The sequence below is a fragment of the Streptomyces sp. N35 genome (assembly GCF_016464295.1).
Taxonomy (GTDB): domain Bacteria; phylum Actinomycetota; class Actinomycetes; order Streptomycetales; family Streptomycetaceae; genus Streptomyces.
In genome coordinates this window covers 1-26659 of record NZ_JAEIMH010000072.1, presented here as the reverse complement: position 1 = coordinate 26659, position 26659 = coordinate 1, and the positions used below count along the sequence as shown (strand labels likewise).

The window sequence follows — 26659 nt, the reverse complement described above, 5'->3', positions numbered from 1 at the left end:
CCCCGGCCCTCCCCCCGGGCCCCCCCCCCCCCCCCCCCCGCCCGAGGGGGGGGGGGGCCCCTGGCCCCCCCCCGCTCCCTCATCCCTGGTTCCGGTCAGTCCTCGAGGAACTTGCGCCGCAGGTCGGGGCGGAGAAACGCCGCGGGGGACGCGATCGACAGGCCGCCGTCGACCGGCAGGACGACGCCGGTGACGAAGCCGGCCGCCGCGAGGTAGAGCACCGCGCCGGCGACGTCTGCGGGCCGGCCGACGCGGCCCAGCGGATATCCCTCGGTGACCTTGGGAAGGTGGTCGTTGTCGATCATCCCCGGGGCCACGGCATTGACGCGGATGCCGCGCGGCCCGTACTCGAGGGCCAACTGCCTCACCAGGCCCTCCACTCCGGACTTCGCCGCCGCGTACGCGGGCAGCCAGGGTGCGGCCAGGGTGGCGTTGACGGAACTGACCGCGACGATGCTGCCGCCCCGGGGGAGGACGGCCAGCGCGGCCCGGGCCGGGAAGAAGGCGGTGTCCAAGGTGTTGGTGAGGGCGCGGTGCCAGTCTTCGGCGGTGACGGCATGGGCCGGCGCCGGCGCCATCACCGCTGCGGCAAGGACCAGGACGTCCAGGGAACCGAGCCGTTCCACGGTGCGGCCGACCGCCGCGTCCGCCCCTTCCTCGGTGCTGACGTCGAGAGCGAGCGACTCGGCCAGGTGCGGGCCTCTTTCGCCGTCCAACGAGACGCCGACGACGCTGTCTCCCGCCCCGGCGAAGGCGGCGGCGATGGCCCGGCCGATCGGCGAGGAGCTGCCGATCAGCAGCACCGACCGGCTCACACGGGCACCTTCTGCCAGGAAGGCAGGCGCAGTTCGGCCAGGATCTCGTCCAGCGCCCGGGCCGTCACCGGCTCGAGTTCCTGCGCCGGGAGCCGCACCCGGCCCGACGCGATGATCCCGCGTCTGCGCAGCACCTCCTTGTGCACCGCCCATGCCTGGCCCGGGCGCATGCCGAGATGGATGAGCGGCAGCAGCCTGCCGAACGCCGCACGCGCCTCGGTACGCCGGTCGGCCGCCAGATCGTCGAGGATGGCGCGGAGCAGATCGGAGAACTCGCAGGCCGGCATGGTGCCCACGCTGCCGTTGTCGTACTCCTCGATCAGCGAGGCGGCGTTGAGGCCGCCGAGCACCGCCAGTTCGTCGAGAGCACGGGTGACCGCCGCCACCTTGACGGGGGTGGGCGGTGCCTCCACCTTCACCGAGGTGATACCGGAAATGTGGCCCAGAGCCGTCATCGTCGCGACGTCGATCGCGACGCCGGTGACCCCGGGGGCGTCCTGCACCATGACCGTGGCGTCGGTCGCCGTGGCCACTTCGCCGAAGAACTCGATGAGTTGCTGCTGACTGGGCTTCGCGAGGTAAGGGGGGAGCACCATCAGCTGGTCGGCGCCACCGGCTGCGGCGTGCCGTGCCTGTTCGATGGCCACCACCGTGCTGGTGCCGTTCACCCCGGCGACGATCGGCACGCCGGCTCCCGCCACCTCTCTGACCGCACGCAGGATGACGGACCGTTCGTCGGTGGCCAGCGCGAAGCCCTCGCTCGCCATGCCGAAGACCGCCAATCCGTCCACGCCCGCGTCGAGTTGGAACTCCACCAGGGAGCGCAGCGACGGCAGATCCAGCTCACCGGAAGCGGTGAACGGCGTGGCCAGAATCGGGACGAGCCCGATGGGGGTGGCGGTGCGTGTCATGGTCAGCCTCCCTGAACGAGGCCGTCGAGGACCTCCTGGTCGATGTCGATGCCAAGGCCCGGACCCTGCGGCAAGGTGAACCCGGAGGCTGTGTGGGTGATCGGGGTGCGCAGAATCCGCTGGGCGAAGGGCAGTGTCGTGGGCTGCAGTTCGAAGAAGGGGCTGTCTGCCACGGCCGCGGCCACTTGCAGTCCGGCGGCGAGTGCCACGCCGAGACCCACGGAGTGGTGGCACGCCACGGGGATGTGGCGGGCGTCGGCCAGCGTGGCGACCGTCATGGCCTCGGTGATGCCGGTGCGGGCGACGTCCGGCTGAGCGAGGCCGGTGGCCCTGCGGTCGAACCAGTCGCGGAACTCGTAGCGGTTGCGCAGCGCCTCACCGACCGCGATCGGTGTGGTGACCCGGGACGCCAGCTCCTGGTGCCCCGCGATGTCCTCGGGCGCGAGGGGAGCCTCGAAGAACAGGGCGCGGCGGCGGTCGAGTTCATGTCCCAGTTCGAGGGCCTGCGGCAGCGAGTAGACCCAGTGGGCGTCGATGGCGATGCCCAGGCCCGGCGCGGCGGCGGCCACCGCGTCGTACGTGGCGAGGTCCTTCTCGACGCCGTTGCCCAGGGCGAGTTTCACCATGGAGGCTCCGCGTTTCGCCCAGTCGGCTGCCAGCTCGGCGCGCCCCTCGTCCGTCGGCTCGGGCAGTCCGGAGATGTAGGCGGGGATCTCGGTCCGGTAGACCCCGCCGAGGAGCTGGGCCACGGGGAGCCCCGCCGCCTTGCCCGCCAGATCCCACAGGGCGATGTCCAGTGCGGCCAGGGCGTCCGCCTGATGGCCCGCCAAGTGGCCCCGCTCACGCATGAGATCGCGCATGCCGTCCCACAACGGGCGTACCTGCAGCGGATCCCGGCCCACGAGCCACGGCCCCAGCATGCGGTCGATGATCGCGGCGACGACCTCGGGGCCGACCGGTGCGAGCGCCTCGCCCCAGCCTTCCACGCCTTCGTCGGTCGTGACGCGGACGAGGACCGTCTCCATGGAGGCCGAGTACAGGCTTCGCCATGGCGGGCGCACGAAGTAGCCCTGGTCCGGCGCGGGCGCCGAACCGTCGTTCAGCTTGCCCAAGTAGGCGGTCTCCGTGGGCTGTTTGAGGACGTAGGTACGCACCTGGGTGACCCGCATGATTCCTCCGGACTACGAGATTCGTATTGCGATTCAGCACTTGCGCATGGTGAATTAAACATCCATCAATGGTGGGCTGGTCAAGCCCTTCACAGGACCGCGCTCCCTGACGTCGCGGCCCGGAACCGGACATCTCGTGCATCTGGAAGAGATCGCGCAGCGGAGACTGCTGGCCATCATCCGTGCCGACAGCCCCGATCGCGCCTTGCGTTGCATCCGCACCTTGGTCCACGCCGGTGTCACGGCATTGGAGGTCTCCCTGACCACGCCGGGCGCCCTCGACGCGCTCGCACGCGCGCGGTCGCAGTGCCCGCCAGACGTGCTCCTCGGCGCGGGGACCGTACTGACCGCCGTTCAGGCCGATGCCGCCTCGGCCGCAGGTGCCGGCTTCGTCGTCACGCCGGGGGTCACACCGGGCGCCCGGCGGGCCGCCGCGAACGGGACGCCGCTCCTGTGCGGGGCGTTGACCCCCACCGAGGTCATCGCCGCGCTGGATCTGCGAGCCGTGGCGGTGAAGGTCTTTCCGGCCGCACTGCACGGCCCCGGCTACCTGCGTGAACTACGGGCGCCCCTGCCCGAAGCACCCCTCGTCGCAGTCGGCGGCGTCGACGCGCGGACAGCGCCCGAGTACCTCGCGGCGGGCGCTGCCGCCGTCGGCGTCGGATCACCGCTCATCGGCGTCGCCGGGACCAGCGACACCTCGCAGGCGTACGACGAACTGGCCGCTCGCGCCGCTCTGTTCCTCGAAGCCGTGGCACCCGGCCGCGGTGCGGGCCGCGACCGTGGGCGGGAGACGCGATGAGTGGCGTGCTGACCATCGGCGAGGCAATGGTGTCCGTCCGCACCTCCGCACCCATGGAACTCGGCGGAGTGGCGCGGCTGTCCGTGGCCGGCTCCGAAAGCAATGTCGCCATCGGTCTTGCCCGGCTCGGCCATGAGGCCGCCTGGCTCGGCGTGGTCGGCGAGGACCAGCCCGGCCGGCTGATCAGCCGGACTCTGCGCGCCGAAGGGGTCGACACCCGCTTCATCCGGTCCACTGCCGAGTCGTTCACCGGCCTCGTCGCCTTCGACCAGCCGCTGCACGACGTCACCCGGGTCAGCTACCACCGCAAGGGATCGGCCGGTTCGCTGCTCACCGCCGAGGAATGCCTCGCCGCACTGGAGGACGCGTCCCCGGCCCTGCTCCACCTGACCGGGATCACTCCGGCGCTCTCGCCGGCCGCCGGGGCTGCGACGCTCGCGGCGGCGGAAGCCGCGCACGCCGCGGGAGTCCGGGTGAGTGTGGACGTCAACTACCGCGGCCGCCTGTGGACTCGGCCGCAAGCCGCGCGGCTGCTGCGGCCCCTGCTGCCGTACGCCGACATCGTGTTCGCCTCGGACGACGAACTCGACATCCTCACGGATGCGTCGGCGCCCGTGTCCGAGCTGCTCGGCCACGGGATCGGCGAGGTCGTCGTGACCGAGGGCGCCGCCGGTGCGCACTGCCGTACTGCGGACGCGGAACACCACCAGGCCGCTCTCCCGGTCGCCGTGGTCGACAGTGTCGGTGCCGGCGACGCCTTCGTGTCCGGCTATCTCTCCGCCCTCCTGGACGATCTGCCCCCTGCGGAGCGTCTGCGGCGCGGGGTCACCGCCGGGGCCTTCTGCGTGGGGGCCCACGGTGACTGGGAGGCGCTGCCCACCCGTCAGACGCTGGGTCTCCTCACGCACACATCCGGCACCGCTCTGCGCTGAAGAACCGTCAGGTATCGCTGATGTGAGGCAGATTGATTGACGCTACCCATGAACACTCCTACGCTTCGACAGACTCGCATGCGATATCCACAATAGGGATCTGGCTTCCTTCCGGAAGGAAGTCGGTTGCCCGCACGCTGCGTTGAGAGATCTGCCCGCACGCTGCTTCCCGAGAGAGGCGACGACGCCGCGATGACATCCCCCTGACGAATGCCGCACACCGCACCATCCGCACCATCCGCCACCCCACACGCACGAGCCGGCACGGACAACGTCGTCTGGAAGGACCGCATCGTGAAGGTGAGAAGGAGACCCGGCCTCGCGGGCATCGCAGCCGCGCTGGCGCTGACCGTCGGCGCCCCGGGAGCGGCCACTCCCGCTCCTGGGGCGGAGCAGACCGTCCCCTACAGGACGGTCGCCGCCCCCGACCAGGCGGTCGCCGCCCCGCCCACCCCCTCGTACGAACTGGTCTGGGCGGACGAGTTCAACACCACGGCCGTGGACACGAGCGAGTGGAACTACCGCACGGATACGAAGGGCTGGAGTCAGCAGCGGCCCGAGAACGTCACCGTCGGCGGTGGCGCGATGACCGTCCATCTGTGTCCGCGCGACAAGGCGGGTGCCGGCTGCGCGCGGCAGGTGGACAGCATGGACCTCTACACCGGCGGCGGTCTGATCAGTAAGCGCAAGACCCGGTACGGCTACTACGAGACCCGGGTGCGGACCAACACCGGCAGCGGCTGGCACTCCGCTTTCTGGGCGGCCGAAGCGGGCAGCGGAACCGAACCGCGCACCGAGATCGACGGGTTCGAGATCGACTCGCATGTGCCGGACAAGGTTCGCCACAACGTCATCGCGTGGACCCAGGGCACGTTCACCAGCAAGATCTACGGTCTCGGCTTCGACAGTTCGGCTGACTGGCACACGTACGGATTCGAATGGCTCGAGGACTCCGTCAAGTTCTTCGTGGACGGGGTGCTCAAGTGGTCGCAGCCGTACGCGCCCGGCACCTATCCGCACAACTTCCTCAACACCTGGCTGACAGCCATCGCCTTCGACGCAAACGACTCGCCGGGCGTCGACGAGAGCGCGCTGCCGGGCAAGGTCCAGTTCGACTACGTCCGCCACTACGCCCGCGATGTGTACGCGGACAACGACGCACCGAGCGGCTACTCGGAGACCGGCACCGGTTGGAGCCCATCGGGGCTGCCCGCGTTCGGCCGGCTCACCGGAAGGTTCTCGTGCGACACGGGCAGCGCCGGCCGCTGGACGTTCACCCCGCCGGCCGACGGCACCTACCAGGGGTACTTCTTCCGCGCGGGCGGGGACGGAGGACAGGCCGACGCTCCCGTGAGCGTGTGGGACGGCGGCACCGCACTGAGCCGTACGCGCGTGGACCTCACTGTGCCCGGCAGCGCCTGGGTGCCGCTCGGCGCGCACACGTTGAAGAGCGGCACGACCTACATCGTCCGTATCGACCGGGACGGCCCGGGATGTATCCGCGCCGACGCCGTCAAGTTCGTCCGTTCCTGAATCAGCCGACGCCTTTACAGGAGGCCTGTGTTGTGAACGTCCGCAGAACGGTGGTGGCCGCCGTCCTGGCGGCCACCGTGGCCCTCTCCCTCGTACCCGGGTCGTCCGCGACCCCCGCCGCCCCGGCCGCTGCGGTCCCCGAGGCCGCGGCGCCTGCCGGTGCACCGGTGCCTGGATACGCACTCGCCTGGTCCGACGAGTTCGAGGGCGTCGGCGCAGGCGGCGAGGGCCTCGACGAAGCGGAGTGGCACTACCGCGAGAGCGAGAAGGCGATCTGCTCGAACAGCCCGGACAACGTCTCCGTGTCCGAGGGACTGATGCGCATCGCTCTACGGCGCGAGGACCGCGACGGCAAGGAGTACACCTGCGGCGGTGTGATCAGCAAGCGGACCTTCGGCTACGGCTACTACGAGACACGCGCCCAGCTCTGGGGGGACCAGGGCTTCCACTCCGCGATGTGGACCACCGGTCTCGCCGACTATGTGCCGGACACCCCCGAGTACAAGGGCCCCAACAACCGGGTGAACGAGATCGACGGCTTCGAGGTCGACTCGCACAAACCCGACGAGTTCACCCAGGTCTCGCACTGGTTCGTGCCGCACCACGTGGGCAACCCCGGCCGGCCGTACACCGGGCCGGACTCGTCCGACGGCTATCACACGTACGGCTTCGAGTGGACCCCCACCGAGGTGCGCTACTACATCGACGGCAAGCTGACCCAAACCCTCCCGAAGGCTGGTCCGCACGGACTGCAGAACATCTGGCTGACCACACTCGGCTACACCTCCCCGGTCGACGAGACCAACCTGCCGGGCGAGACCACGTGGGACTACTTCCGCTACTACGCGCCCGTGACCTCCGCCGACGACGAGTCCGCGGACGCCGTAGTGGTTGACAACGGCGACAGCGCGTACACCGAAACGGGCAGCTGGACGGACGAGATCACCGACGGGCACCGCCAGGTCTTCGGCTACCAGGACAAGGAGGTCCGCCGCTCCGAGGACCCCGGGGCCGCGGCCCGGTGGACCCCGAAGCTGAAGTCCGCCCAGCCGTACGAGGTGTTCGTGTGGAATCCGAGCTTCCTCGAGACCGGGCACAAAGCCGCCACGTACACCGTCACGCATGACGGCGGAGATACCGACGTCGTCGTCGACCAGACGGAGGCCGGCCAGCAGTGGGTCAGTCTCGGCTCCTACCGGATGACGCCCGGCGCCGGCCGCGGCGTACGCCTGACCGGCGGCCCGTCGGGCTCGGGTGTACTGCGCGCCGACGCCGCGAAGTTCGTGCCGTCCGTGGTCGTCGACAACGGTGACGACGGCTACCGCGAGCAGGGCACGTGGCGCGCCTCGGACACCGTCACGGGATGGCGGGGGACCGGTACCCGCTGGGCCGCCGCCGGCTCGACCGCGCGCTGGACGCCCGAGCTGTCCAAGAGCACCACGTACGACGTCTACGCCTGGTTGCCGGATTCCGCGGGCGACAGCGAGACAGTCGTCGGCACCCACACCTCCGGGTACACGGAGACCGGCCGATGGGCCGCGTCCAGCCTCCGCGGCTGGGACGGAACCCCCACCCGGACGAGCAACGACACCTCGGCGACCGCCACTTGGCGTGCGGACCTCAAGGAAGCCGGCACGTACAAGGTGTACGCGTGGTCGCCGGCCAACCCCGTCAGCACGACCGCGGCCCGGTTCACCGTCACCTACGCCGGCGGATCGGATGCCACGGACGTCAACCAGACCACCGGGGGCAACGACTGGGTCGAGCTCGGCGAGTACGAGTTCGCCGCAGGCACCGGCGGACACGTCACGGTGTCGAACGCCGCCCGCGCCAACTATCTGCGTACCAACGTGGTCAAGTTCGTGCGGGTGGGCGCGGAGACGCCCGAACCGGCCGCCTACACCGTCGCCCATGCGGGCGGCACCACCGAAGTGAAGGCGGATACGAGCGGCGGCACGGACCGCTGGGTGCGGCTCGGCAACTTCGCGTTCGACGCCGGAACCGACGGTCATGTGGAACTCGGCAGGGAGGAGGGCGCCCAAGGGCTGATGCACGCGGACGCCGTCAAGTTCCTTCCCGCGCCCGCGGACGACACCCGCCGACCCGCCGCGCCGCAGAATCCGCAGGCGTTCGTCCGGCCGAACGCGTCGAACGGCGACGCCGTGCTCCACGTGCGCTGGAGCCCCCTCCAGGGCGGCGACGTCCTCGGGCACCACGTCTACCTGGACGGACGCCGGATCACCTGGAAGCCGGTGCGGCGCGACGCGTTCCGCCTGTACGAGATGCTGGCCGGCCAGTCCCACAAGGTGACCGTGACCTCGGTAGACCGGTCCGGCAACGAATCGGCGCCCTCGGCACCGCTGGCGGTGAAGGTACCGGCCGACATGAAGCCGCCGGCACCGCCGGGCGGCGTGACCGCGGAGGCGACGAACAAGGGGGCGGTGCTGTACTGGGAGCAGAGCCTCGAGGTGGACCTGCACGGCTACCACGTATACGTGGACGGCAAGCGGATCACCGACGAGCCCTTCGGCAACCCGGTCGACGCGCACCTGCGGGCGCTGGGCTTCCCGGTCGAGGGTCTGACGAACAACACCGGGCACGAGCTGGCCGTCACCGCGGTGGACCAGGCAGGCAACGAGTCGAGGCCGACTCCGGTACGGGTGACACCGCTGCCCATGAGCGTCATCGGCATCGAGGACCCGGCCTACACCGAGAAGGGCACTTGGTCCGGGTCGAGCGTCGCCGGATGGCTGGGCTCCAAGACGCGCAGCACCAACGACACGTCGGCGACGGCGACTTGGCGTCCCGAGCTGAGGGACGCCGGCAGCTACGAGGTGTTCGCATGGGTGCCCAACCATCCGAACAGCACCACGGCTGCCCGGTACACCGTCACCCACGCGGGCGGCACCGACGCCGTGGACCTGGGGCAGACCGCGGACGGAAACCGGTGGATCTCGCTGGGAACCTACGAGTTCACCGCGGGCTCGTCCGGCGACGTGACGGTCTCCAACGGTGCGGGCAGCAGCTATCTGCGCACCAGCTACGTCAAATTCGTACCGAAGTGACAGGTCGCTGAACAGGTCCGTGCCCGGTCCCGGAATCTTCCGGAGCTGGGCACGGACCTCGTCCGGCCGATGAGTTCACCTGCCCCCTGACGTCTACCTCTGTGACCTCCCCGCTCCCATGGGGCGGGAAGCGGAGCATCCCCACGTCGTGGAGGAGAGAGGGAGGCCAGGATGAGGAATCCGATTCGGCTGTACATGTCGATGTCGCTCGACGGCTATATCGCCGGTCCGGACGATCGGCCGGGCCAGGAGCTCGGCCGCGGAGGTGGACGTCTGTTCAACTGGCTCGACGACCGGCACTCGGACGGTCCCAGCGGGCAGGTCTATCAAGAGGCGCTGGCGACCGGCGCGTTGATCTCCGGCCGACGGACCTTCGAACTCGCCGGGCGCTGGCAGGGCGATCACCACGACGGGGTGCCGATCTTCGTCCTCACCCATCGGGCGGACGAAGGGGACGCGCCACTCGGCCACGCGCGATTCGTCACCGATGCCGAGGACTGTGCCCGTCAGGCCCGCGCCGCTGCCGGGGACCGGCCGGTCATGGTCCATGGGGCGGGCGCGGCCCAAGCGCTCCTGCGGGCAGGGCAGCTGGACGAGATGGAGATCCACCTGGTGCCGGTCCTTCTCGGTGACGGCCGACGGCTCTTCGACCACCTCGGTGGTGATCACATCGAACTCGACCTCGTCCGACGGCTCGAGGACCGGGACGTCACGCACCTCCGCTACCAGGTCCGCCGGCCGAGCAGTCCGCGTGAAAACCTCTGAGTTTCCCGGCGAAGCGCCCGGGCGGCCTCGGGGCCCGAAGGCGTCGTGACTCACCGACCCCGACGGCCACCGGATTCTTCGCAGGCGACGGCAATGGCCTCGGTGTCCCAGTAGAAGGGGCGGACTTCAGAGATCCGCCCACCCTCGACCTTGATCCTCTGCAGAAGCGGGAACGCGAGCTCGCGCCGGGTGGCGCGGGCGCGAGCTCGGACCTGAGTGAGCACCACCGCTGTCTCGCCGGTGGCGAGGAACTCCTGATCCGCCATGTCGAACGATTCCCACACCTGGCTCATCGCAAGGAAGAACCTTTCCATGCCCTCATGGCCACGCCACGTCCCGCCATAGGGCAGAGCATCGGCTTGGTGCAGCACGACATCAGGCGCGAAGAAGGGGGCAAGCAGGTCGAACGGGGCCTCACCCGGGCCTCCGGCCGCCAGATACTCCGCCTCAGCCGCGTACATGCCGGTGAGGATGGTTACCGAGTCCGTCGCCGATCGAATCGTCATGCCGCAAGTGTGATCAACCGAGCCGGACCACACCGGCGGCAATCGGACATCGACCTGGCGGTGACCGGCGCTCTCGCAACAGCACCTAGGTGCCTGGCTGCTCGCCCGGTGCGTCGTGCAGCCCGAGGCGGAGGTGCTCGACGTGGTAGAGGGCCTGGTCGAGGAGTTCGGCGACGTGGTTGTCGTACAGGGCGTAGACGATCGACCGGCCGCGGCGCTCGCCGGTCACCAGGCCCAGATTGCGCAGCAGACGCAGTTGGTGGGAGCAGGCGGACGGTTCCATCTCGACGGCCTCGGCGAGATCGCCGACCGAGCAGGGGCCCTCTTGGAGTCGGGCGAGGATCCTGAGCCGGGAGGGCGTGGCCAGGGCCTGGAGCGTCGCGGCCACGTCCGCCGTGCCCACGGCGTCCAGTCGTTCGCGAGCGGTGGCGACGTGCTTGGCGTCCGTTCCGTGACCCATGGCGGCCATCCTACCCGGCATACCTGAAGACCTGTTCAGGTGTTCCTGTACGGTGGAAAGGAAGCCGTCCGCCGTACGCGAAGGGTCACTTCGGCATGCCTTCAGCCCTCCTCCAGCGCCCGGAAACCACGGCGAGGTCCGCCCGGCCGGGTATCCCGCGCCGCCGCACCAGAGTGCTCGCGCTCGCCGAAGCCCGCTGGGCCGCAGTCGCCCTGGCGCTGTTCCTGCTCGCCCTGCCGCTCCAACTGGCGGGCGCTCCCGCCTGGTTGTGGGGCCCGCTCTACGCCCTCGTGTATGTGAGCGGAGGCTGGGAGCCCGCATGGTCCGGGCTGCGGACACTGCGGGAGAAGACCCTGGACGTGGACCTGCTGATGATCGTCGCCGCGCTGGGCGCGGCCTCGATCGGGCAGGTCATGGACGGTGCCCTGCTGATCGTCATCTTCGCCACCTCCGGGGCTCTGGAGGCGCTGGCCACCGCACGTACCGAAGACGCCGTACGCGGGCTGCTCGACCTCGCCCCCGCCACCGCGACCCGCCTGACCGCCGACGGCGGCGAAGAGACCGTGGCCACGGCCTCTCTCGTGGTCGGCGACACCATCCTCGTACGGCCCGGAGAGCGCGTCGGCGCGGACGGCCGCGTCCTCGACGGTGCCGGCGAGATCGACCAGGCCACCATCACCGGCGAGCCGCTGCCGGTGGCCAAGCGGGCCGGCGACGAAGTGTTCGCCGGGACGCTGAACGGCGCCGGCGCCCTGCGGATCGCCGTCGAACGGGACGCGTCCGACTCGGTGATCGCCCGTATCGTCGCGTTGGTCGAGGAGGCGTCCGCGACCAAGGCGCCCACCCAGCTGTTCATCGAGAAGGTCGAACAGCGCTACTCGCTCGCCATGGTCGCCGCGACCCTCGCGGTCTTCCTCGTCCCGCTCGCCTTCGGCGCGGAGCTGACCGGTTCGCTGCTGCGGGCGATGACCTTCATGATCGTCGCGTCGCCGTGCGCGGTCGTCCTCGCCACGATGCCGCCGCTGCTCTCGGCCATCGCCAACGCGGGACGCCACGGAGTCCTGGTGAAGTCGGCCGTCGTCATGGAACGCCTCGGGCAGGTCGATGCCGTCGCCCTCGACAAGACCGGCACGCTCACGGAAGGCACCCCGCGTGTGACCGTGGTCCGCCCGCTGGAGGGCGGCGATCTGGACGAGGCCGGCCTGCTGGCCCTGGCGGCCGCGGCCGAACACCCCAGCGAGCACCCGCTGGCCCGGGCGGTCGTCGACGCGGCCCGCGAGCGACGCCTCCCTGTGCCGGCGGCTCACCACTTCACCTCCACCCCGGGCGTCGGGGTCAAGGCCACCGTGGAGGGCCGGACGGTCGAAGTGGGCGCTCCGGCCCGCCTGTTGACGGGATCCACCGCCAACGACCCCGAACGCATGGCGCGCATCGTCGCGCCGTACGAGGAGCGTGGACACACTGTGATCCTCGTACGGCGCGACGGAACTCCGGTCGGCTTGCTGGCCGTTGCCGACCGCCTGCGCCCGGACGCCGCCGCCACCGTCACCGCGCTCGGCACGCTCACCGGAACACCGCCGCTGCTGCTCACCGGCGACAACCCACGCGCCGCGGCCCACCTCGCCGCCGAGGCAGGCATCGAGGACGACCACGTACGCGCCGGCCTGCTGCCCGAGGACAAGGTCGACGCGGTACGCCGCCTGGAGGCCGACGGCCGCAAAGTCCTCGTCGTCGGCGACGGAGTCAACGACGCCCCCGCCCTGGCCGCCGCCCACACCGGCATCGCCATGGGCCGCGCCGGCTCCGACCTCGCCCTGGAGACCGCCGACGCGGTCATCGTCCGCGACGAACTCGCCACCGTTCCCACCGTCGTGGCGCTCTCACGCGCCGCCCGCCGCCTGGTGATCCAGAACCTGGTGATCGCCGGGACCTTCATCACCGGCCTGGTCATCTGGGACCTCGCCGGCACGCTGCCATTGCCCCTCGGGGTGCTCGGCCACGAGGGCTCCACGGTCATCGTCGGGCTCAACGGCCTGCGCCTGTTGCGCGATGCGGCCTGGCGCCGCGCGGCACGCTCGGCCGAGGCCGGCGCATGAGCCGCCGAAACCGCGCGCCCGCGCCCGAGGCCGGACCGGCGCGTCCCACCGTGACTGTTTGCCGGGGCTGCTGCTGTGGCACGGCGGCCAAGGTCCCCTATCTGGACCACGAGGCCCAAGCCGCCGACCTGCGCGCGGCGCTCGCCGGTGTCGCCTTGGTGCGCCGCAGCGACTGCCTTGACGTCTGCGAACGCGCCAATGTCCTCGTCATCCAGCCCTCCGCCGCAGGAAGGCGGGCCGGCGGCCGCCCGGTGTGGCTCGGCCAGGTCAACGACCCGGACGCCGCCGCGGACATCACCGCCTGGGTGCGCGCCGGCGGCCCGGGCCTCGCCGACCCGCCCGAGGCCCTGACCCTGTACGCCTTCACGCCCTCCCGCAGGGTGCGCGGCGAACTCGGTGACCGTTGAGTCTGCGCACTCGGCCCGACCCCGTGCGGACCGCGGCGGGTGTGGCGGCCCTGGCCGTCGCCGCCGTCCGGCCCTCGCGACGCCGCCGGTGGGCGACAGGGTCGTCACCGTGGCCACCCGCGCCGAGCGCGAAGACGATCAGATGCCGAGGCGCTTCGCGATGCCGTCGAGTACGCAGTCGAGGCCGAACTCGAACGCCCAGGTGTGGTCGTCCTTGCGCGCCGCCTCCCTGCCGTAACGCTCATACGCGGGGTAACGGCCCGTGCTCATCAGGTAGTTCATCTGCGGAGCGAGCGCCTCCCGGGTCTCGACGCCGCCGGCCCAGCCGTGCCGCTCCTGGTACTCGCGCAGGATGATCTCGGCCTGCGTCGAACCGTGCACATAGGAGTTGACGGTCCGGAAGGCGGCCATCATCGAGTCGGCATCCAGGTCGCACGCGGCGAGTGCCGCCAGCTGCTGTTCGGCCACGGCCATCCGCGACGGCGTGAGCGAGATCAGCGGAACGGAACCCATCCACGGGTGCGCCAGCATCAACTCCCGTGTCTGCAGGGCGAAGGAGTGCAGCACGTCCCGCCAGCCCGAGGCCTCGTCCGGCGCCGTCAGCTGCCGGGAGACCTGGTCGATCATGAGCGCCCAGAGGTCGTCCTTGCCGGCCACATGACGGTAGGCCGCCATGGGGGCGACGCCGAGCTTCGTGGCGAGACGGCGCATGGTGACGGCGGCGGCGCCCTCCTCGTCGGCGATCTCGACGGCGGCGGCGGCGATCCGCTCCAGGCTCAGTGAGGCTCGGGACACCGGCGCGGGCCGCTCCAGGCGCTCCCAGAGGGAGGGCTCCACGACCTTGCTCCCGTCCTGCTTCCCGGCCTTGCTCTCGTCCTGCTTCCCGGCCGCCATGGCGCAGCTCCTCTTCTTCGCGGGATGTGACGTACAGCTTCCTCGGGCGAGGTCGTGTACAGCGTATCCCTCGTAGTGGACGGCGTACACATCGATGTGTACGTTGTACTCAACGGGATACGCCGTACACAACCAGGGGGTCTGCCATGCCTGCCACCACCACGTCACTCCGCGTCGCCGTACTCGTCGGCTCCACCCGCGAGGGCCGTTTCGGGCCGGTCGTGACGAACTGGCTCAGCAGCCACCTCGAGCAGCGCGAGGACATGGAGGCCGATGTCATCGACCTCGCGCAGACCCCGCTGCCGGCCGTCCTGCCGGCCTTCGGCCAGGAGACGCCGGCCGGTACGACGGAGGCACTCGCCCTCGTGTCGCCGCGGCTCGCCGCCGCCGATGCGTTCGTGCTCGTCACGCCCGAGTACAACCACAGCTATCCGGCGTCGCTGAAGAACGCCATCGACTGGCACAACGAGCAGTGGCACGGCAAGCCCGTCGCTTTCGTCTCGTACGGGGGGCTGTCGGGCGGCCTGCGCGCGGTGGAGCATCTTCGGGTCGTCATGGCCGAGTTGAACGCCACGACCATCCGCAACACGGTCAGCTTCCACGAGGCCTGGTCCCGGTTCGACGAGTCCGGTGCGGTCACGGACCAGGGCGCCGACACCGCCGCGAAGGCGCTGCTCGATCAGCTCGCCTGGTGGGCCCACGCCCTGCGCGACGCCAAGTCCCTTCGCTCATACGTCGCCTGAGCGGACTGCGAACCGGAACCGGAGAGACACCATGAAGCACCTCACGGACGCGAAGCAGCCCGACAGCGCCACGACCGACGAGCACCCCGCCCCGCCTTCCCGACTCGTCATCCTCGGCCTGCTGCTCGGCATCGTGCTCGCCACGCTCGACGGCACCATCGTCGGCACCGCCCTGCCCACCATCGTCGGTGACCTGGGCGGGCTCGACCAGCTGTCCTGGGTGCTCACCGCCTATCTGCTCACCATGGCCGTCTCCACACCGATTTGGGGCAAGGCCGGCGATCTGTACGGGCGCAAGGGAAGCTACCTGGCAGCCATCACCCTCTTCCTTGTCGGCTCTGTGCTGTGCGGACTCGCCCAGGACATGGGGCAGTTGATCGCGTTCCGGGCGCTGCAGGGCGTGGGTGCGGGCGGTCTGTTCGTGGGAGCCCTCTCCCTCATCGGCACACTCCTCGCGCCGGCGGAGGCCGGCCGCGCCCAGGCGCTCATCGGGGTCCTGCTGCCCGCCGCGACCATCGGCGGACCGCTGCTCGGCGGCTTCCTCACCGACCAGTGGGACTGGCGCTGGGTGTTCTACGTCAATGTGCCGGTCGGAGCCGTGGCGTTGGCCCTCATCGGTTTCGGGGTGCGGCTGCGCGCCGAACGCACGAAGGCGCGGATCGACCTCGCCGGCGTGGGACTCCTGACGGTCGCGATCCTCGCGCTGACACTGCTCGCGACCTGGGCGGGGACGACGTACGCGTGGACCTCACCGCAGATCATCGGTCTCGGTCTGGTGTCCGTGGCCTCGGTCGCCGCCTTCGTACGCGTGGAACGGCGCGTCCCGGATCCGGTGATCCCGCCCCGGCTGTTCCGCGACCGCAATTTCACGGTGGCGCAGGTCCTGAGCTTCGTCACGGGTGCGGCGATGCTGGCGGCGGCGAGCTATCTGCCGCAGTACATGCAGTTCGTGCAGGGTCTGTCGTCCACGCAGAGCGGTCTGCTGCTCGTTCCGCTGATGCTCGGCATGATCGGCTCGCAGCTCGTCATCGGACGGCGTGTGGGCGAGGGCGGCCGCTACCGCGGCTACCCGATCGCGGGCGGCGCGCTGGCAACGGTGGGGGCCCTGGCCCTGCTGACGCTCGGCACCGGCACGACGGCGGGGCTGGCCTCCGGGCTCACGTTCGTGCTCGGCGTGGGCATCGGCTGTCTGATGCAGCCGACGATGCTGATCACGATGAACAGTGCCGAACCGCGGGACATGGGTGCGGCCAGCGGCACACTGACCCTGCTGCGCACCATCGGCGGCTCACTCGGCATCGCGGTCCTCGGCTCCGTCTACACGAACCGTCTCGCCGCCACGGTCACGGACCGTCTCGGCGCCGACGGACAGCGACTGACCGGCGGTGAACTCACGCCCGAGCTTCTGCAGGACCTGCCGGCACCGGTCCAGGACGCGTTCCGGTCCGGAGTCGTCGACGGACTGCACGGCGTCGCCCTCGGCACCGCGGCGCTGTGCGCGGTGACGTTCGGGGTGTCCTGGCTGATCCGGGAGGTTCCGTTGCGGGGCGCACAGCCTTCGTGACTGCGGCCTCTGACCGCCATGGTGCGGGCGCGCGATCCCCTATCCACCAGCTGTGTGGCAGATGGTGACGGTGATGTCGCCGCGGAGGATGTCATGGCACACGGGTGCGGGGTCGACAGGCTCGGTGGTGGGCGGTGGGTCCACTGGCGCGGGGTCGACAGGCTCCGTGGGGGGCGGTGGGTCCACGGGCGCGGGGTCGACGGGTTCGGCGGGTGGCGGATCGATGGGCCCGGGGTCGAGAGGGGCGCTGGGCTGCGGATCGACAGGTTCGCTGGGTGCTGGGTCGACGGGCGCCGGGGCGACAGGTTCGCCGGGGGCCGGGTCGACGGGCGGCTGCACCGGGTTGGAGGGCACGGGGGTGCTGGGCTCGGGCTCCGCCGGAACGGGGTTGACGGGCTGGGGAGTTACGGGCTCGGGGGAGGGCCGCACCGGATCGGGTTCTGGAGCCGCCGGTTCGGACGGCGCGGCGCCCCCGGGATCGGTCGGTGTGTCCGCCGCCGAGGGCTGGTCCGGCTGCGCCGCGGGTGCGGGGTTCGTGACGGTCCCCGCCTGAGGCGGCGTCCCATCCGCCGCCGGGTCCTCCGGGGGCTCGGGGAGGCCGGGTTCGGCTGCCGGCGCCAAGGACTCCTGAGACGTCTGTGACGGCCCGTCCTGCGGCGGGGCGGCATCGTGCCGCTCCGCAGGGGTCCGAAGCGGGACGGAGCCCACTCCGGTCACCTTCATGAGTGGACTCGCAGGAACGGCCGGGGGATTGGTCTGGACGGCCGCGGGTTGGTGCGTCGCGGTACGCGGCGCAGGGAACGGCTGTTCACCGGCACCGGCACCGGCCAGCAGCGCCACGCCGATGGCCGCCCCCGTCACGCCGACACCGACGGCGCCGAGAACCGCCACGGGAAGCTTGAGCCCGCCGGTGACGACGTGAGATGCGGCGTGCGATACGGAGTGCGATACGGCGTGATCGGTCCCGCTCGACGTACGTGCGGAGCGCGGAGCGACCAGATGCGAACCGGTCGGCCCGGTCCCGGTCCCGGCCCCCGAGCCCGACGCCCCGGCTGCCGCCCCGGTGACCAGAGGCGCAAGGAACTTGGCCCCTCCGCCGAGGAACAGCACCAGGAGCGCCGGCCCGACCAGGGCGGCCAGGTGGCTGTTGGCCCGCGCGAGCAGGAGGTAGCGGGCGCGGCAGTCCTCGCATCCGTCCATGTGCGTGCGCAGTTGCTTCGAGTGCCGGGGTGCGGCCGCGTCCCGTACGAGGGCGGGTATGCGCTCCCAGTGGATCTCGCAGGCAGGGTCCCGCGGAGTGCCGGGATGCGCGCGCAGGAAGGCTTGGCGCATCCCTTCGCGGGCCCGGTGCAGCAGCACCGCGGTCGCGCCGCGGCCGACACCGATGCGGCGGCCGATCGCGTCCAGCGACTGGTCCTCGGCCTCGGCCAGCCACAGGGCCTTGACCCACCGCTCGGGCAACTGGCCGAGTACCCGGCGCAGCAGGTCGACCTGGGAGACCCGGGTACTCGGATCCACAGTGGACGGCGAGAAGGTGACGGAGACCTGCTCGGACTCACCCGTGTCCGCTTCAGCCGGCTCGACCGGCGTCTCACGCGCGAGAGTGCCACCGACGGTAGTGGCCAGGTTGCGCACGGTGCGCATCAGGTACGCCGCGACGTTGTCGATCTCGTGCCCCGCCGACAGCCGCCGCCAGACCCTGAAGTGGGCTTCGGCGACCACATCCTCGGCCAGCCAGGGGTTGCCGGTCAGCGAGCGGGCGTAGGCGACGAGCTGGGTCTGCTGTTCCTCGTAAACGCGCGCGTAGGCCGCGGCGTCGACGCCGACGGATCCATGGGTCATGGCAGGACACTCCACTGCGGATCGGGAGCTTGTCACTGTATGTACGAATTGCCGGATTGGTTCATGAATGTGAGGCAGGCCACAGTGGCGCAGGTCACAGCAGGTGCGGCGACAACTCGCGTAATACCCGAGCTCCTTCACGAGTCGACCGGACATAGGGCGCGGACACCCCGCGCCTCGCCCAGCCCACCGCCGAAGGAGCCGGACCGATGTCCCTCACGATCGAACAGTCCGTACGGGCCCGCCTCATCACCTCCGCCGAAAGGGAGCCGGCCGTCCGCGTCCTGCTCCGCTATGACAGCGCCGACCCCCTCGCGATTCACCTGGTCTTCCCGTCCGAGGTGTCCCTGGACGGCAGGCCGGTGCCCTGGACCTTCGCCCGAGACCTCCTCGAGTCAGGTCTGAGCACCCCTTCGGGCGCCGGTGACGTGCACGTCTGGCCGTGCGGCCGGGCCCAGACGATCATCGAGTTCCGCGTGCCGGAAGGTGCGGCGCTCATCCAGATCGACACCGCACCCCTGCGCCGTTTCCTGCTGCGCTCGTACGCGGTGGTCGCGCCGGGTGAAGAGACGCTCACCTTCGACCTCAGCGCATTGCTGCGGGATGTGTGAGTCGCGCGAGCCCCGTCTCCACCACGTCGCCGCGCTCGAGGGCGTCACAACCCGAGGTAGATCCTGCGTACGCGTTCGTCCCTGCTCAGTTCCTGCGCGGCGCCGGTCATCGCCACCTCACCGTTCTCCATGACCAGGCAGTGGCTGGTGGCGCCGAAGGTGAGCTTGGCGTTCTGCTCCACGAGGAGCAGGCTCAGGCCCTCCTCGCGCAGTCGGAGCAGGACGTCGAGGATGCCGGAGACGAGTTTGGGGGAGAGCCCCATCGACGGCTCGTCCAGGAGCAGGATCCGCGGCCGGGCCATCAGGGCGCGGCCGATGGCCAGCATCTGCTGTTGCCCGCCGGACAGGGCCCCGGCCAGGCGGGTGCCCATCTCGCCGAGCACGGGGAACAGTTCGTGCACCTCATCGAGCGTGGCGCGGGTCTCGTCGTCCCAGCGCCGTGCGTACGCGCCGAGCAACAGGTTCTTCTCCACCGGGAGTCCGGGAAAGACATGGCGCCCTTCGGGGACGTAGCCGATGCCGTGCCGCACCATGTCGCGGGCCGGGACTTTCCCCAAGTCCCGCTCGCCCAGGGTGATCCGGCCGCCGCTGCGCGGCACCAACCCCATCAGGGCCTTGAGCGTGGAGGTCTTGCCCGCTCCGTTGGCGCCGATGATGCCGACCGATTCGCCGGGCGCGATGCTGAAGCCGATGGAGCGGACCGCGCAGACCCCGCCGTAGTGCACGGACAAGTCGTCGACGGTGAGGGTCGCCGCGTGAGCGGGCGCGGTGGCGCGCCTGCCGGGCAGCAGGGAGGGGATCTTCACCGGGCGGCCTCCTCGGAGTCGGACGGCGACGGGGCCGGCAGGTGCGGCGCCGGAGCGGGGAGCGGGGGTGCGGCTTCGCGGGCGTCCTGCGCCATCTCCGAGTCGCCGAGGTACGCCTCGATCACCGCCGGGCTCGCGACCACCTCGGGCGGTGTTCCTTCGGCGATGATCCGGCCGCCGGCGAGCACGGTCACCTGCTCGCACAGCGACATCACCAGACCCATGTTGTGTTCGATGAGGACCACGGTCGTGCCGCTGTCGCGGATGGAACGCACCATGTGGGCGAGCTGCCCGACCTCCTCGCCGTTGAGTCCGGCGGCCGGCTCGTCGAGCAGCAGCAGGCGGGGCCGCGCGGCCATGGCGCGGGCGATCTCGATGCGGCGCTGGATGCCGTACGGAAGCGAGCCGGGCGGGGTGTCCGCGAAGTCGGCGAGGCCGAAGCGGTCGAGGAGTTCCTGGGCCTGGGTGCGCAGACGGCGTTCTTGGCGCAGGACGCCCGGAGGCCACAGGACGTAGCGCCAGATGGTGTGGGTCCGGGTGCGGTCGAGGGCGACGAGGATGTTCTCGCGGACCGTGAGGTGGGAGAAGAGCCGCAGGTTCTGGAACGTACGGGCGACCCCGAGCAGCGAGAGCGTGTACGGCCGGGTGGCCGTGGTGTCCCGCCCGGACAGCCGGACCTGTCCCGATGTGGCCCGGTAGAAGCCGCTGACCACGTTGAACAGGGTGGTCTTTCCGGAGCCGTTGGGGCCGACGATGCCGCGGATCTCGCCGGGGAGCACGGAGAAGGAGACGTCGTCGAGGGCGCGCAGACCCCGGAAGTCCTTGGTGACGGCGCGGATGTCGAGCAGGGGTCCGGTGGCTTGATCGTCGGGCGGCGGGCTCACCTCGTACGGTGCGAAGGGGCGCAGTTCGGCCCGGGGCCCGCCGGACGCGCGGCTTCTGCGGCGGACGGCGTCCCGCACGAGGCCCGGGACCCCCGCCAGACCGGTCGGTGCGAAGACGACCATCAGTACGACGACGACGCCGTAGCCGAGTTGGGCGTAGGTGGAGAAGTCGGAGAGCCACTCGCGGATCAACGTCAGGCCGATCGCGCCGACGACGCAGCCCACCAGGGAACGCCGGCCGCCGATGATGACCATGGCGAGCAGGATGAACATGTTGGCGATGGAGAAGGTCTCGGGGGCGACGTACCGGATCAGGCCCGCGTAGAGGATGCCCGCCATGCCGCCGTACAGGGAGGCGAGGACGAAGGCGGTCATGCGCAGGAGCGGGATCTGCGCGCCCATGGCGCTCGCGGCGAGCGAGTCGTCGCGCATCGCGCGCAGCCGGCGGCCGAGCGCGGTGCGGACCACGAAGAGACCGAAGGCGAGCCCGAGGACGCAGACGACCAACTCGACGTAGTAGTAGAGGTATTCGCTGGACAGGTCGATACCGGGCAGCGTGGGCAGGGGGATGCCGGAGATCCCGTCGGCGCCGCCGGTGATCGTGGCGTTCGTGATCCAGTTGAGGAAGCCGAGCGCGAGGCCGAGGGTGACGATGCCGAGATAGTGGGACTGCATGCGCAGCGCGGGCACCCCGACGAACAGCCCTGTCGCGACGGTCGCCAGGAGGGCGAGGACGGCGGCCGCCCAGAAGCCGTAGCCGTTGTGGGTGGTGAGGATGGCGACGACGTACGCGCCGACGCCGAAGAACGCCACCTGGGCCAGGTTGATCTGGCCGGAGATCCCCATGGCCAGGCCCATGCCGATCGCGAGCAGCGCGTAGATCAGGGCGATGTTCACGACGTGGATGGCGTAACTTCCCAGGCCGTACGGCAGCAGCCAGGCCACCACGATCATGGCCGCGAGTCCGCCGATGCGCAGCTTCATGCGCGGCTCACCGTCCTTTCCCCGAAGACGCCCATCGGGCGGATCATGATGGCGGCGGTGAAGACCAGGAAGGTCACGAGCACCGAGTAGCCCTGGAAGTGCCCGGCGGCGTACGAGTCGAGGACGCCGATCGCGAGGCCCCCGACCACGGCTCCGGGTATGGAGCCGAAGCCGCCGAGCATCGCGGCGGCGAATCCCTTGATGCCGAGGGCGCCGCCGAGTGAGGCGTCGACATACAGCATCGGACCGACCAGACCGCCGGCGAGGGCGGCGAGTCCCGCGCCGATGGAGAAGGCGAGGGCGTTGCTGCGGCCGACGTTGATGCCGACAGCGGTGGCCGCCTCGTGGTCCATGGCGACCGCCTGCATGGCGGCGCCGCGCTTGGTGCGGGCCAGGAACCAGGCGAGCCCGATCACGGCGAACGCCGCGACCGCCATGACGAGCAGGTCGTACGTGCGCACCCGCACCCCGAACACGTCGAGTGGCGCGGACCGCACCGGCGAGGGGACGGCCCGCCCCGTGGTGCCCCAGATGAGGATGGCGACGGCCTGCAGGACGATGCCGAAGCCGATCGTGCCGATCAGCATCAGGTCGAAGTCCTTGTTCTCGAGCGGGCGCAGGACCCGCTCGATGACCAGGCCGATGGCACCGGTGACGACGATCGCCACCACCATCGCGACGACGAACGGCATCTTGGACGTGAGGTAGAAGGTGGAGGCCGCGTACGCGCCGATCATGGCGATGTCGGCGTGCGCGAAGTTGACCAGGCCCATGGTGCGGTACACGAGGGAGAAGCCCATGGCGACCAGGGCGTAGACAGCCCCCAGGCTCAGGCCTCCGACGAGTGTCTGCAGCGTCTCCTGCATGCCGGTGTCTCCGTCGCCTACTGCTCGGCGACGAGCTTGCCGTCGCGGATCACGCCGATCGCGGTCTGCGTGATGCCGACGCCGGTCTCGTCGTACGCGAAGTCGCCGAGCAGGCCGTCGTACCGGGTGGCCCGGATGGCGTCGGCGAGCTTCTTTCCGGTGGCGCCCTTGCTGGTGTCCAGGGCGGTGAGCAGGATGTTCGCCCCGTCGTACGCCTTGGCGCCGTGCATCTCGGCTTCTTCCTTGTACGCGGCCTGATAGGCGTCGGCGAACTTCTTGGCGGCGGGGCTGACGTCGTTGCTCAGGTAGGGAGAGCTGACGATGGTGCCCTCGACGGCGGCCTTGCCCGCGGTGTCCATGAACACCGGGGTGCCCTGCGGGGCGGCGCCCGCGAAGGGGGCGGTGATGCCGAGGTCGCGGGCCTGCTTGACGATCAGGCCGGCCTCGACCTCCTCCGAGCCGATGAAGATCACCTCGGGCTTCTTGGCGCGGATCTTGGTCAGCGCGGAACTGAAGTCCTTCTGGTCGGTGGTGACGATCTGGTCGGTGGAGGGCGTCACGCCCAGGTCCTTGGCGGCTTTGAGGAAGGCGTCGTGCTCGCCCTTCCCGAAGGAGCCGTTGTTCGTGATCATCGCGATGTTCTTGAACTGCTTGTCCTCGATCAGGTACTTGGCGAGGGTCGTGTCGTAGGTGGTGCTGGTGGGGCCGTTGAGGAAGAGGAAGGGGCTCTTCTGCGCGACGAGCCCGTCGGACTGACCGGAGGTGATGTTGGGGATCTCCGCCTGCTGGAGGACGGGGGCCATGGCGATGGTCACGGCGCTCTCGGCGGTGCCGATCATGGCGATGTAGCCCTGGCTGTCGAGCTTGCGGGCGATGTTGGTGCCGGTGGTGGGGTCGCCCTGGTCGTCGAAGAGCTTGAGCTCGATCTTGCGGCCGTTCACACCGCCCTTCTTGTTCCACTCGTCGACGGCGAGCTTGGCCCCCTTGTACTCCCAGTCGCCGAGCGAACTGAGCTGTCCGCTCTGCGCGTTGACGACAGCGATCTTGATCGGTCCGGAGGTCGACTTGCTCTCGGAGCCCGATTCGCCGGGCGCGCTGCATGCTGCCAGAGCGGTCGCGAGGGCGGCGATGACGGCAAGGGTCAGCCGTGGATGTGCCGGATTGCGGGTCATGGGATCACCTCGGTGTGTGCAGGGTCGGCAGGATGAGGTGGTGCGGTCGGTTCAGTCGGCGAAGGACCCGCGGTAGATGTCCTTGATGTTCCAGTGGCCCGGTGTCGGCACCGGTTCGTTGACCATGGGCACGTCGATGACGGCGGGCACGCGCCGCTCCAGCGCGTCGGCGAGGGCTTTCGCCAGGCCGGCGGGTTCGGTCACCGTGTAGCCGCCGGCCCCGCAGGAGCGGCCGAGCGCCGCGAAGTCCGGGCTGTACGGGCGGCCTTCGGCGTCGGTGAACTCGCAGCCGTAGGAGCGCCCGAACGAAGCGGCCTGGAGGTCGGCGATGGTGCCGTGGGCCCTGTTGTTCATCACCACGAAGATCACCGGGAGGTTCCGCTCGACGGCCATGGGGACGGCCGGGAGCTGGGCGCTCATCCCGCCGTCGCCGATCAGGGCGACCACTGTGCGGTCCGGTTCGGCGAGCTGGGCGCCGACGGCGGCGGCAGGGCCGAAGCCCATGGTGGAGGCGCCTCCGGGGGTGATGAACCGTCCGGCGTCGGGGAGTTCGTAGCACTGCGCGACACCGTTCTTGTTCCAGCCGACGTCGGTGACGAGCACGGCGTCGGCCGGCAGGGCCTCGCGCAGATCGGCGAGGATGCGCTGCGGGCGCAGTGGAAAGGCGTCGCTGCGGCCGTCCTCGCGTGCGGTGTCGAAGACGCCGCGGCGGGCGACGGCGATGGAGTCGCGCAGGCCGGCGCGGGTGAGCGGCTCGGGACATGCCGTGCGTACGGCTGCCCCGATGGCCCGTACGGCCTCGCCGACGTCGGCCACGGCGCCGATCTCCACCGGGTAGTTACGGCCGATCTCGGCCGGGTCGATGTCGATCTGGATCAGCCTGCTCGGCGGGAAGTTCCATGTGTGGGCCGGGTCCCAGGAGCTGGCGTCGGTCTCCGCGAACCGGGTCGCGAGCGCGAGGACGACATCGGCGCCCTTGGTGTGCGTATGGGTGGTCTCCAGGCCCCAGAAGCCCGGCATCCCGAGCAGCAGCGGGTGGCGGTCGGGCAGCACGCCCTTGCCCATCAGGGAGTGCGCGAGCGGGATGTCGAGATGCTCGGCGAGCGCGAGCAGGTCCTGGCGGGCGCGAGGTTCGCGCAGGCCGCCGCCGAAGTAGATCAACGGGTGTTCGGCGGCCAGGAGCAGCTGTGCGATGCGGTCGGCGGTGGCCGTGTCCAGGGCCGGGCGGGATGTGACGGCCGGGAGCGCATGGTCGCCCGGGTAGGGCGCGACCCGTCGGCTGAAGTGGTCCATCGGCACGTTGACCAGGACCGCACCCGGCCGCCCGGACGTGGCGGTCCAGAAGGCCCGCTCCACGGTGCGGTGCAGGTCGGCCACTTGGTGCACATGCCAGGTCCGCTTGCTGAACGGGCCGAAGATCGCGGCCTGGTCGGCATCCGCGTGGAGGTTGACCTCCTGGTGGGGGTGGCGGCCCGCGTAGTACGAGGGGACGTCGCCGGAGATGACGACCAGCGGGACGGAGTCCATCGCGGCGGTGGCCACACCGGTGACCGCGTTCATGAGGCCCGGGCCGACGTGGGTGAGGAGTACTCCGGGCTTGCCGCTGGCGCGGGCGTATCCGTCGGCGGCGTGTGCGGCGGCCTGTTCGTGGCGGGCGATCACGAACTCGATGGGACTGGGGCCGAGTTCGTCGAGCAGGGCGATGTTGGTGTGGCCGCAGGTGCCGAAGACGTACTCGACTCCGTACGACTCGAGTTGGGTGACGAGGGCGCGGGCGGCGGTGACGGTGCCTGACCGGGCGGCGGTCGAGGCGCCGTCCGCGGCAGGATCGGCAGGAGAGGGCGTGGCGTTCTCGCTCATGCGGAGGGCTCCTCGGTGGTGGCGTTCCGGGTGCCCCACACGGAATGACCGCGGAGCACGAGAGTCTTCACAACCGTGTAGTCGTCGATCATCGAGCGGGGTGTCTCGCGGCCGAACCCGGAGTCCTTCATCCCGCCGAACGGCACATGGTCAAGGCGGTAGTTGGAGGTGCCGCCGGCGATCAGTGCGCCGGTCTCCAGTTCCCGCCAGGCGGTGAGGATGCGCCCCATGTCACGGGTGAACAGCCCGGCCTGCAGCCCGTAGCGACTGGCGTTGCAGGTCTCGATGACGGCGCCGAAGTCGTCGTAGGCAAGGACCGCCACCAGCGCGCCGAAGACCTCGTGCCCCACGACCGACGCACTCTCGGCCGGTCCGGCGACGACCGTCGGGCGTGCGGTCGCGCCGTCCCGGGTACCACCGCGCAGGATGCGGGCGCCGGTGTCCGCCGCCTCGGCGGACCAGCGCACCACGCGCTCGGCGGCCTCCTCGTCGACCATGGAGCCGACGTCGGTGTTCTCGTCGAGCGGGTCACCGACGACGAGTTGGTCCACCGCGTGGACCAGGTGGTCCAGGAAGCCGTCGTAGCGCGAGCGGTGCACGTAGATCCGCTGGACGGAGATACAGCTCTGGCCCGAGTTGCTGAACCCGGTGCGGGCGCACTCCCGGGCGGCCTGCTCCGGATCGGCGTCCTCGCAGACGACGGTGGCCGCGTTCCCGCCGAGCTCGAGCACCCCGCGGAGCCCGAGCACCAGGCGCTTGGCGCCGGCCGCCCGGGCGACCGCGTCCCCGGTGGCCGCGCTGCCGGTGAAGCTGATGACGGAGACCTCGTCGGCGGCGCACAGCAGCGCACCGACCTCCCCGCCGCCGTGCAGCAACTGCACAGCCTGCGGCGGGAGTCCGGCCTCCAGAAGGGGCGCGACGATCGCGGCGGGGGGGGCCGGGGCCTGCGGGGGCGGCCTGGTCAAGGTGGGG

At 70.7% G+C, this 26659-nt stretch carries 23 protein-coding genes; 10 read left to right on the top strand and 13 right to left on the bottom strand.

What is annotated here, in order from left to right:
- Window positions 1-95: 95 nt before the first annotated feature.
- From JAO81_RS31410 to JAO81_RS31405, 3 genes are read right to left on the bottom strand one after another with little or no spacing between them, the layout of a single operon-like run.
- Window positions 96-815: an SDR family oxidoreductase gene (locus tag JAO81_RS31410; RefSeq protein ID WP_307813909.1), complete on the bottom strand. Its 720-nt coding sequence runs from the start codon at window positions 813-815 to the stop codon at window positions 96-98.
- The gene (locus tag JAO81_RS42925; RefSeq protein ID WP_233416183.1) at window positions 812-1726 is read right to left on the bottom strand and encodes a dihydrodipicolinate synthase family protein; all 915 of its coding nucleotides are present in this window, start codon (window positions 1724-1726) and stop codon (window positions 812-814) included. Before JAO81_RS42925 ends, JAO81_RS31410 begins: the two co-directional genes overlap by 4 nt.
- A gap of 2 nt (window positions 1727-1728) precedes the next feature.
- Window positions 1729-2895, bottom strand: coding sequence for a mandelate racemase/muconate lactonizing enzyme family protein (locus JAO81_RS31405; protein WP_233416182.1), 1167 nt, complete (start codon window positions 2893-2895; stop codon window positions 1729-1731).
- Window positions 2896-3031: 136 nt separating this feature from the next.
- Between JAO81_RS31405 and JAO81_RS31400 the strand changes: the two genes are divergently transcribed.
- The 5 genes from JAO81_RS31400 to JAO81_RS31380 all read left to right on the top strand — a co-directional run bounded on the left by JAO81_RS31400 (window position 3032) and on the right by JAO81_RS31380 (window position 9992).
- Window positions 3032-3697 carry a bifunctional 4-hydroxy-2-oxoglutarate aldolase/2-dehydro-3-deoxy-phosphogluconate aldolase gene (locus JAO81_RS31400; protein ID WP_199551356.1) on the top strand — a complete coding sequence of 222 codons (666 nt, stop codon included), beginning with the start codon at window positions 3032-3034 and terminating at the stop codon, window positions 3695-3697.
- Window positions 3694-4629, top strand: a complete 936-nt coding sequence (locus tag JAO81_RS31395; protein ID WP_199551355.1) for a sugar kinase — start codon at window positions 3694-3696, stop codon at window positions 4627-4629. The genes JAO81_RS31400 and JAO81_RS31395 overlap by 4 nt, the downstream gene beginning before the upstream one ends.
- 294 nt (window positions 4630-4923) lie before the next feature.
- Window positions 4924-6162, top strand: coding sequence for a family 16 glycosylhydrolase (locus tag JAO81_RS31390; RefSeq protein WP_199551354.1), 1239 nt, complete (start codon window positions 4924-4926; stop codon window positions 6160-6162).
- 32 nt (window positions 6163-6194) lie between these two features.
- Window positions 6195-9227, top strand: a complete 3033-nt coding sequence (locus JAO81_RS31385) for a glycoside hydrolase family 16 protein (RefSeq protein ID WP_199551353.1) — start codon at window positions 6195-6197, stop codon at window positions 9225-9227.
- Between the two features lie 171 nt (window positions 9228-9398).
- Window positions 9399-9992: a dihydrofolate reductase family protein gene (locus tag JAO81_RS31380; RefSeq protein ID WP_199551352.1), complete on the top strand. Its 594-nt coding sequence runs from the start codon at window positions 9399-9401 to the stop codon at window positions 9990-9992.
- Between the two features lie 50 nt (window positions 9993-10042).
- On the opposite strand, the gene JAO81_RS31375 is transcribed toward JAO81_RS31380, so the two are convergent.
- A complete protein-coding gene (locus tag JAO81_RS31375; protein WP_199551351.1) occupies window positions 10043-10498 on the bottom strand; it encodes a nuclear transport factor 2 family protein in 456 nt (151 codons plus the stop codon).
- Between the two features lie 85 nt (window positions 10499-10583).
- Window positions 10584-10958 carry a metalloregulator ArsR/SmtB family transcription factor gene (locus JAO81_RS31370; RefSeq protein WP_199551350.1) on the bottom strand — a complete coding sequence of 125 codons (375 nt, stop codon included), beginning with the start codon at window positions 10956-10958 and terminating at the stop codon, window positions 10584-10586.
- Window positions 10959-11053: 95 nt separating this feature from the next.
- Between JAO81_RS31370 and JAO81_RS31365 the strand changes: the two genes are divergently transcribed.
- Together JAO81_RS31365 and JAO81_RS31360 are read left to right on the top strand one after the other, a co-directional pair.
- The gene (locus tag JAO81_RS31365) at window positions 11054-13054 is read left to right on the top strand and encodes a heavy metal translocating P-type ATPase (RefSeq protein ID WP_199551349.1); all 2001 of its coding nucleotides are present in this window, start codon (window positions 11054-11056) and stop codon (window positions 13052-13054) included.
- The gene (locus tag JAO81_RS31360; protein WP_199551348.1) at window positions 13051-13461 is read left to right on the top strand and encodes a (2Fe-2S) ferredoxin domain-containing protein; all 411 of its coding nucleotides are present in this window, start codon (window positions 13051-13053) and stop codon (window positions 13459-13461) included. Before JAO81_RS31365 ends, JAO81_RS31360 begins: the two co-directional genes overlap by 4 nt.
- Before the next feature lie 138 nt (window positions 13462-13599).
- Here JAO81_RS31360 and JAO81_RS31355 read toward each other — a convergent pair whose 3' ends face one another.
- Window positions 13600-14355 (bottom strand): TetR/AcrR family transcriptional regulator, encoded by a 756-nt coding sequence (locus JAO81_RS31355; RefSeq protein WP_199551347.1) that lies wholly within the window; start codon window positions 14353-14355, stop codon window positions 13600-13602.
- A 146-nt stretch (window positions 14356-14501) separates the two neighbouring features.
- Here JAO81_RS31355 and JAO81_RS31350 point away from each other — a divergent pair, with 146 nt between their 5' ends.
- Both JAO81_RS31350 and JAO81_RS31345 read left to right on the top strand, forming a co-directional pair.
- Window positions 14502-15098 (top strand): NADPH-dependent FMN reductase, encoded by a 597-nt coding sequence (locus tag JAO81_RS31350; protein WP_199551346.1) that lies wholly within the window; start codon window positions 14502-14504, stop codon window positions 15096-15098.
- 31 nt (window positions 15099-15129) lie between these two features.
- Entirely contained in the window at window positions 15130-16662 is a 1533-nt protein-coding gene (locus tag JAO81_RS31345) for an MDR family MFS transporter (protein WP_199551345.1), read from the top strand.
- Between the two features lie 39 nt (window positions 16663-16701).
- On the opposite strand, the gene JAO81_RS31340 is transcribed toward JAO81_RS31345, so the two are convergent.
- Window positions 16702-18504: a sigma-70 family RNA polymerase sigma factor gene (locus JAO81_RS31340; protein ID WP_199551344.1), complete on the bottom strand. Its 1803-nt coding sequence runs from the start codon at window positions 18502-18504 to the stop codon at window positions 16702-16704.
- A gap of 209 nt (window positions 18505-18713) precedes the next feature.
- Here JAO81_RS31340 and JAO81_RS31335 point away from each other — a divergent pair, with 209 nt between their 5' ends.
- Window positions 18714-19115, top strand: a complete 402-nt coding sequence (locus JAO81_RS31335; protein ID WP_199551343.1) for an SsgA family sporulation/cell division regulator — start codon at window positions 18714-18716, stop codon at window positions 19113-19115.
- Window positions 19116-19159: 44 nt separating this feature from the next.
- Here the strand turns inward: JAO81_RS31335 and JAO81_RS31330 are convergent, their stop codons facing one another.
- The 6 genes from JAO81_RS31330 to JAO81_RS31305 form a co-directional block, all read right to left on the bottom strand.
- On the bottom strand, window positions 19160-19921 hold the full coding sequence (locus JAO81_RS31330; protein ID WP_199551342.1) for an ABC transporter ATP-binding protein: 762 nt from the start codon (window positions 19919-19921) through the stop codon (window positions 19160-19162).
- Window positions 19918-21789, bottom strand: a complete 1872-nt coding sequence (locus JAO81_RS31325) for an ATP-binding cassette domain-containing protein (RefSeq protein WP_199551341.1) — start codon at window positions 21787-21789, stop codon at window positions 19918-19920. Before JAO81_RS31325 ends, JAO81_RS31330 begins: the two co-directional genes overlap by 4 nt.
- Window positions 21786-22655 (bottom strand): branched-chain amino acid ABC transporter permease, encoded by an 870-nt coding sequence (locus JAO81_RS31320; RefSeq protein ID WP_165329738.1) that lies wholly within the window; start codon window positions 22653-22655, stop codon window positions 21786-21788. The genes JAO81_RS31325 and JAO81_RS31320 overlap by 4 nt, the downstream gene beginning before the upstream one ends.
- 17 nt (window positions 22656-22672) lie before the next feature.
- Entirely contained in the window at window positions 22673-23827 is a 1155-nt protein-coding gene (locus JAO81_RS31315; protein ID WP_199551340.1) for an ABC transporter substrate-binding protein, read from the bottom strand.
- A gap of 51 nt (window positions 23828-23878) precedes the next feature.
- Window positions 23879-25687 carry a thiamine pyrophosphate-binding protein gene (locus tag JAO81_RS31310; protein WP_199551339.1) on the bottom strand — a complete coding sequence of 603 codons (1809 nt, stop codon included), beginning with the start codon at window positions 25685-25687 and terminating at the stop codon, window positions 23879-23881.
- On the bottom strand, window positions 25684-26659 hold a 976-nt coding region (locus JAO81_RS31305; RefSeq protein WP_199551338.1), incomplete at its 5' end, for an aldehyde dehydrogenase family protein. The genes JAO81_RS31310 and JAO81_RS31305, both read right to left, overlap by 4 nt.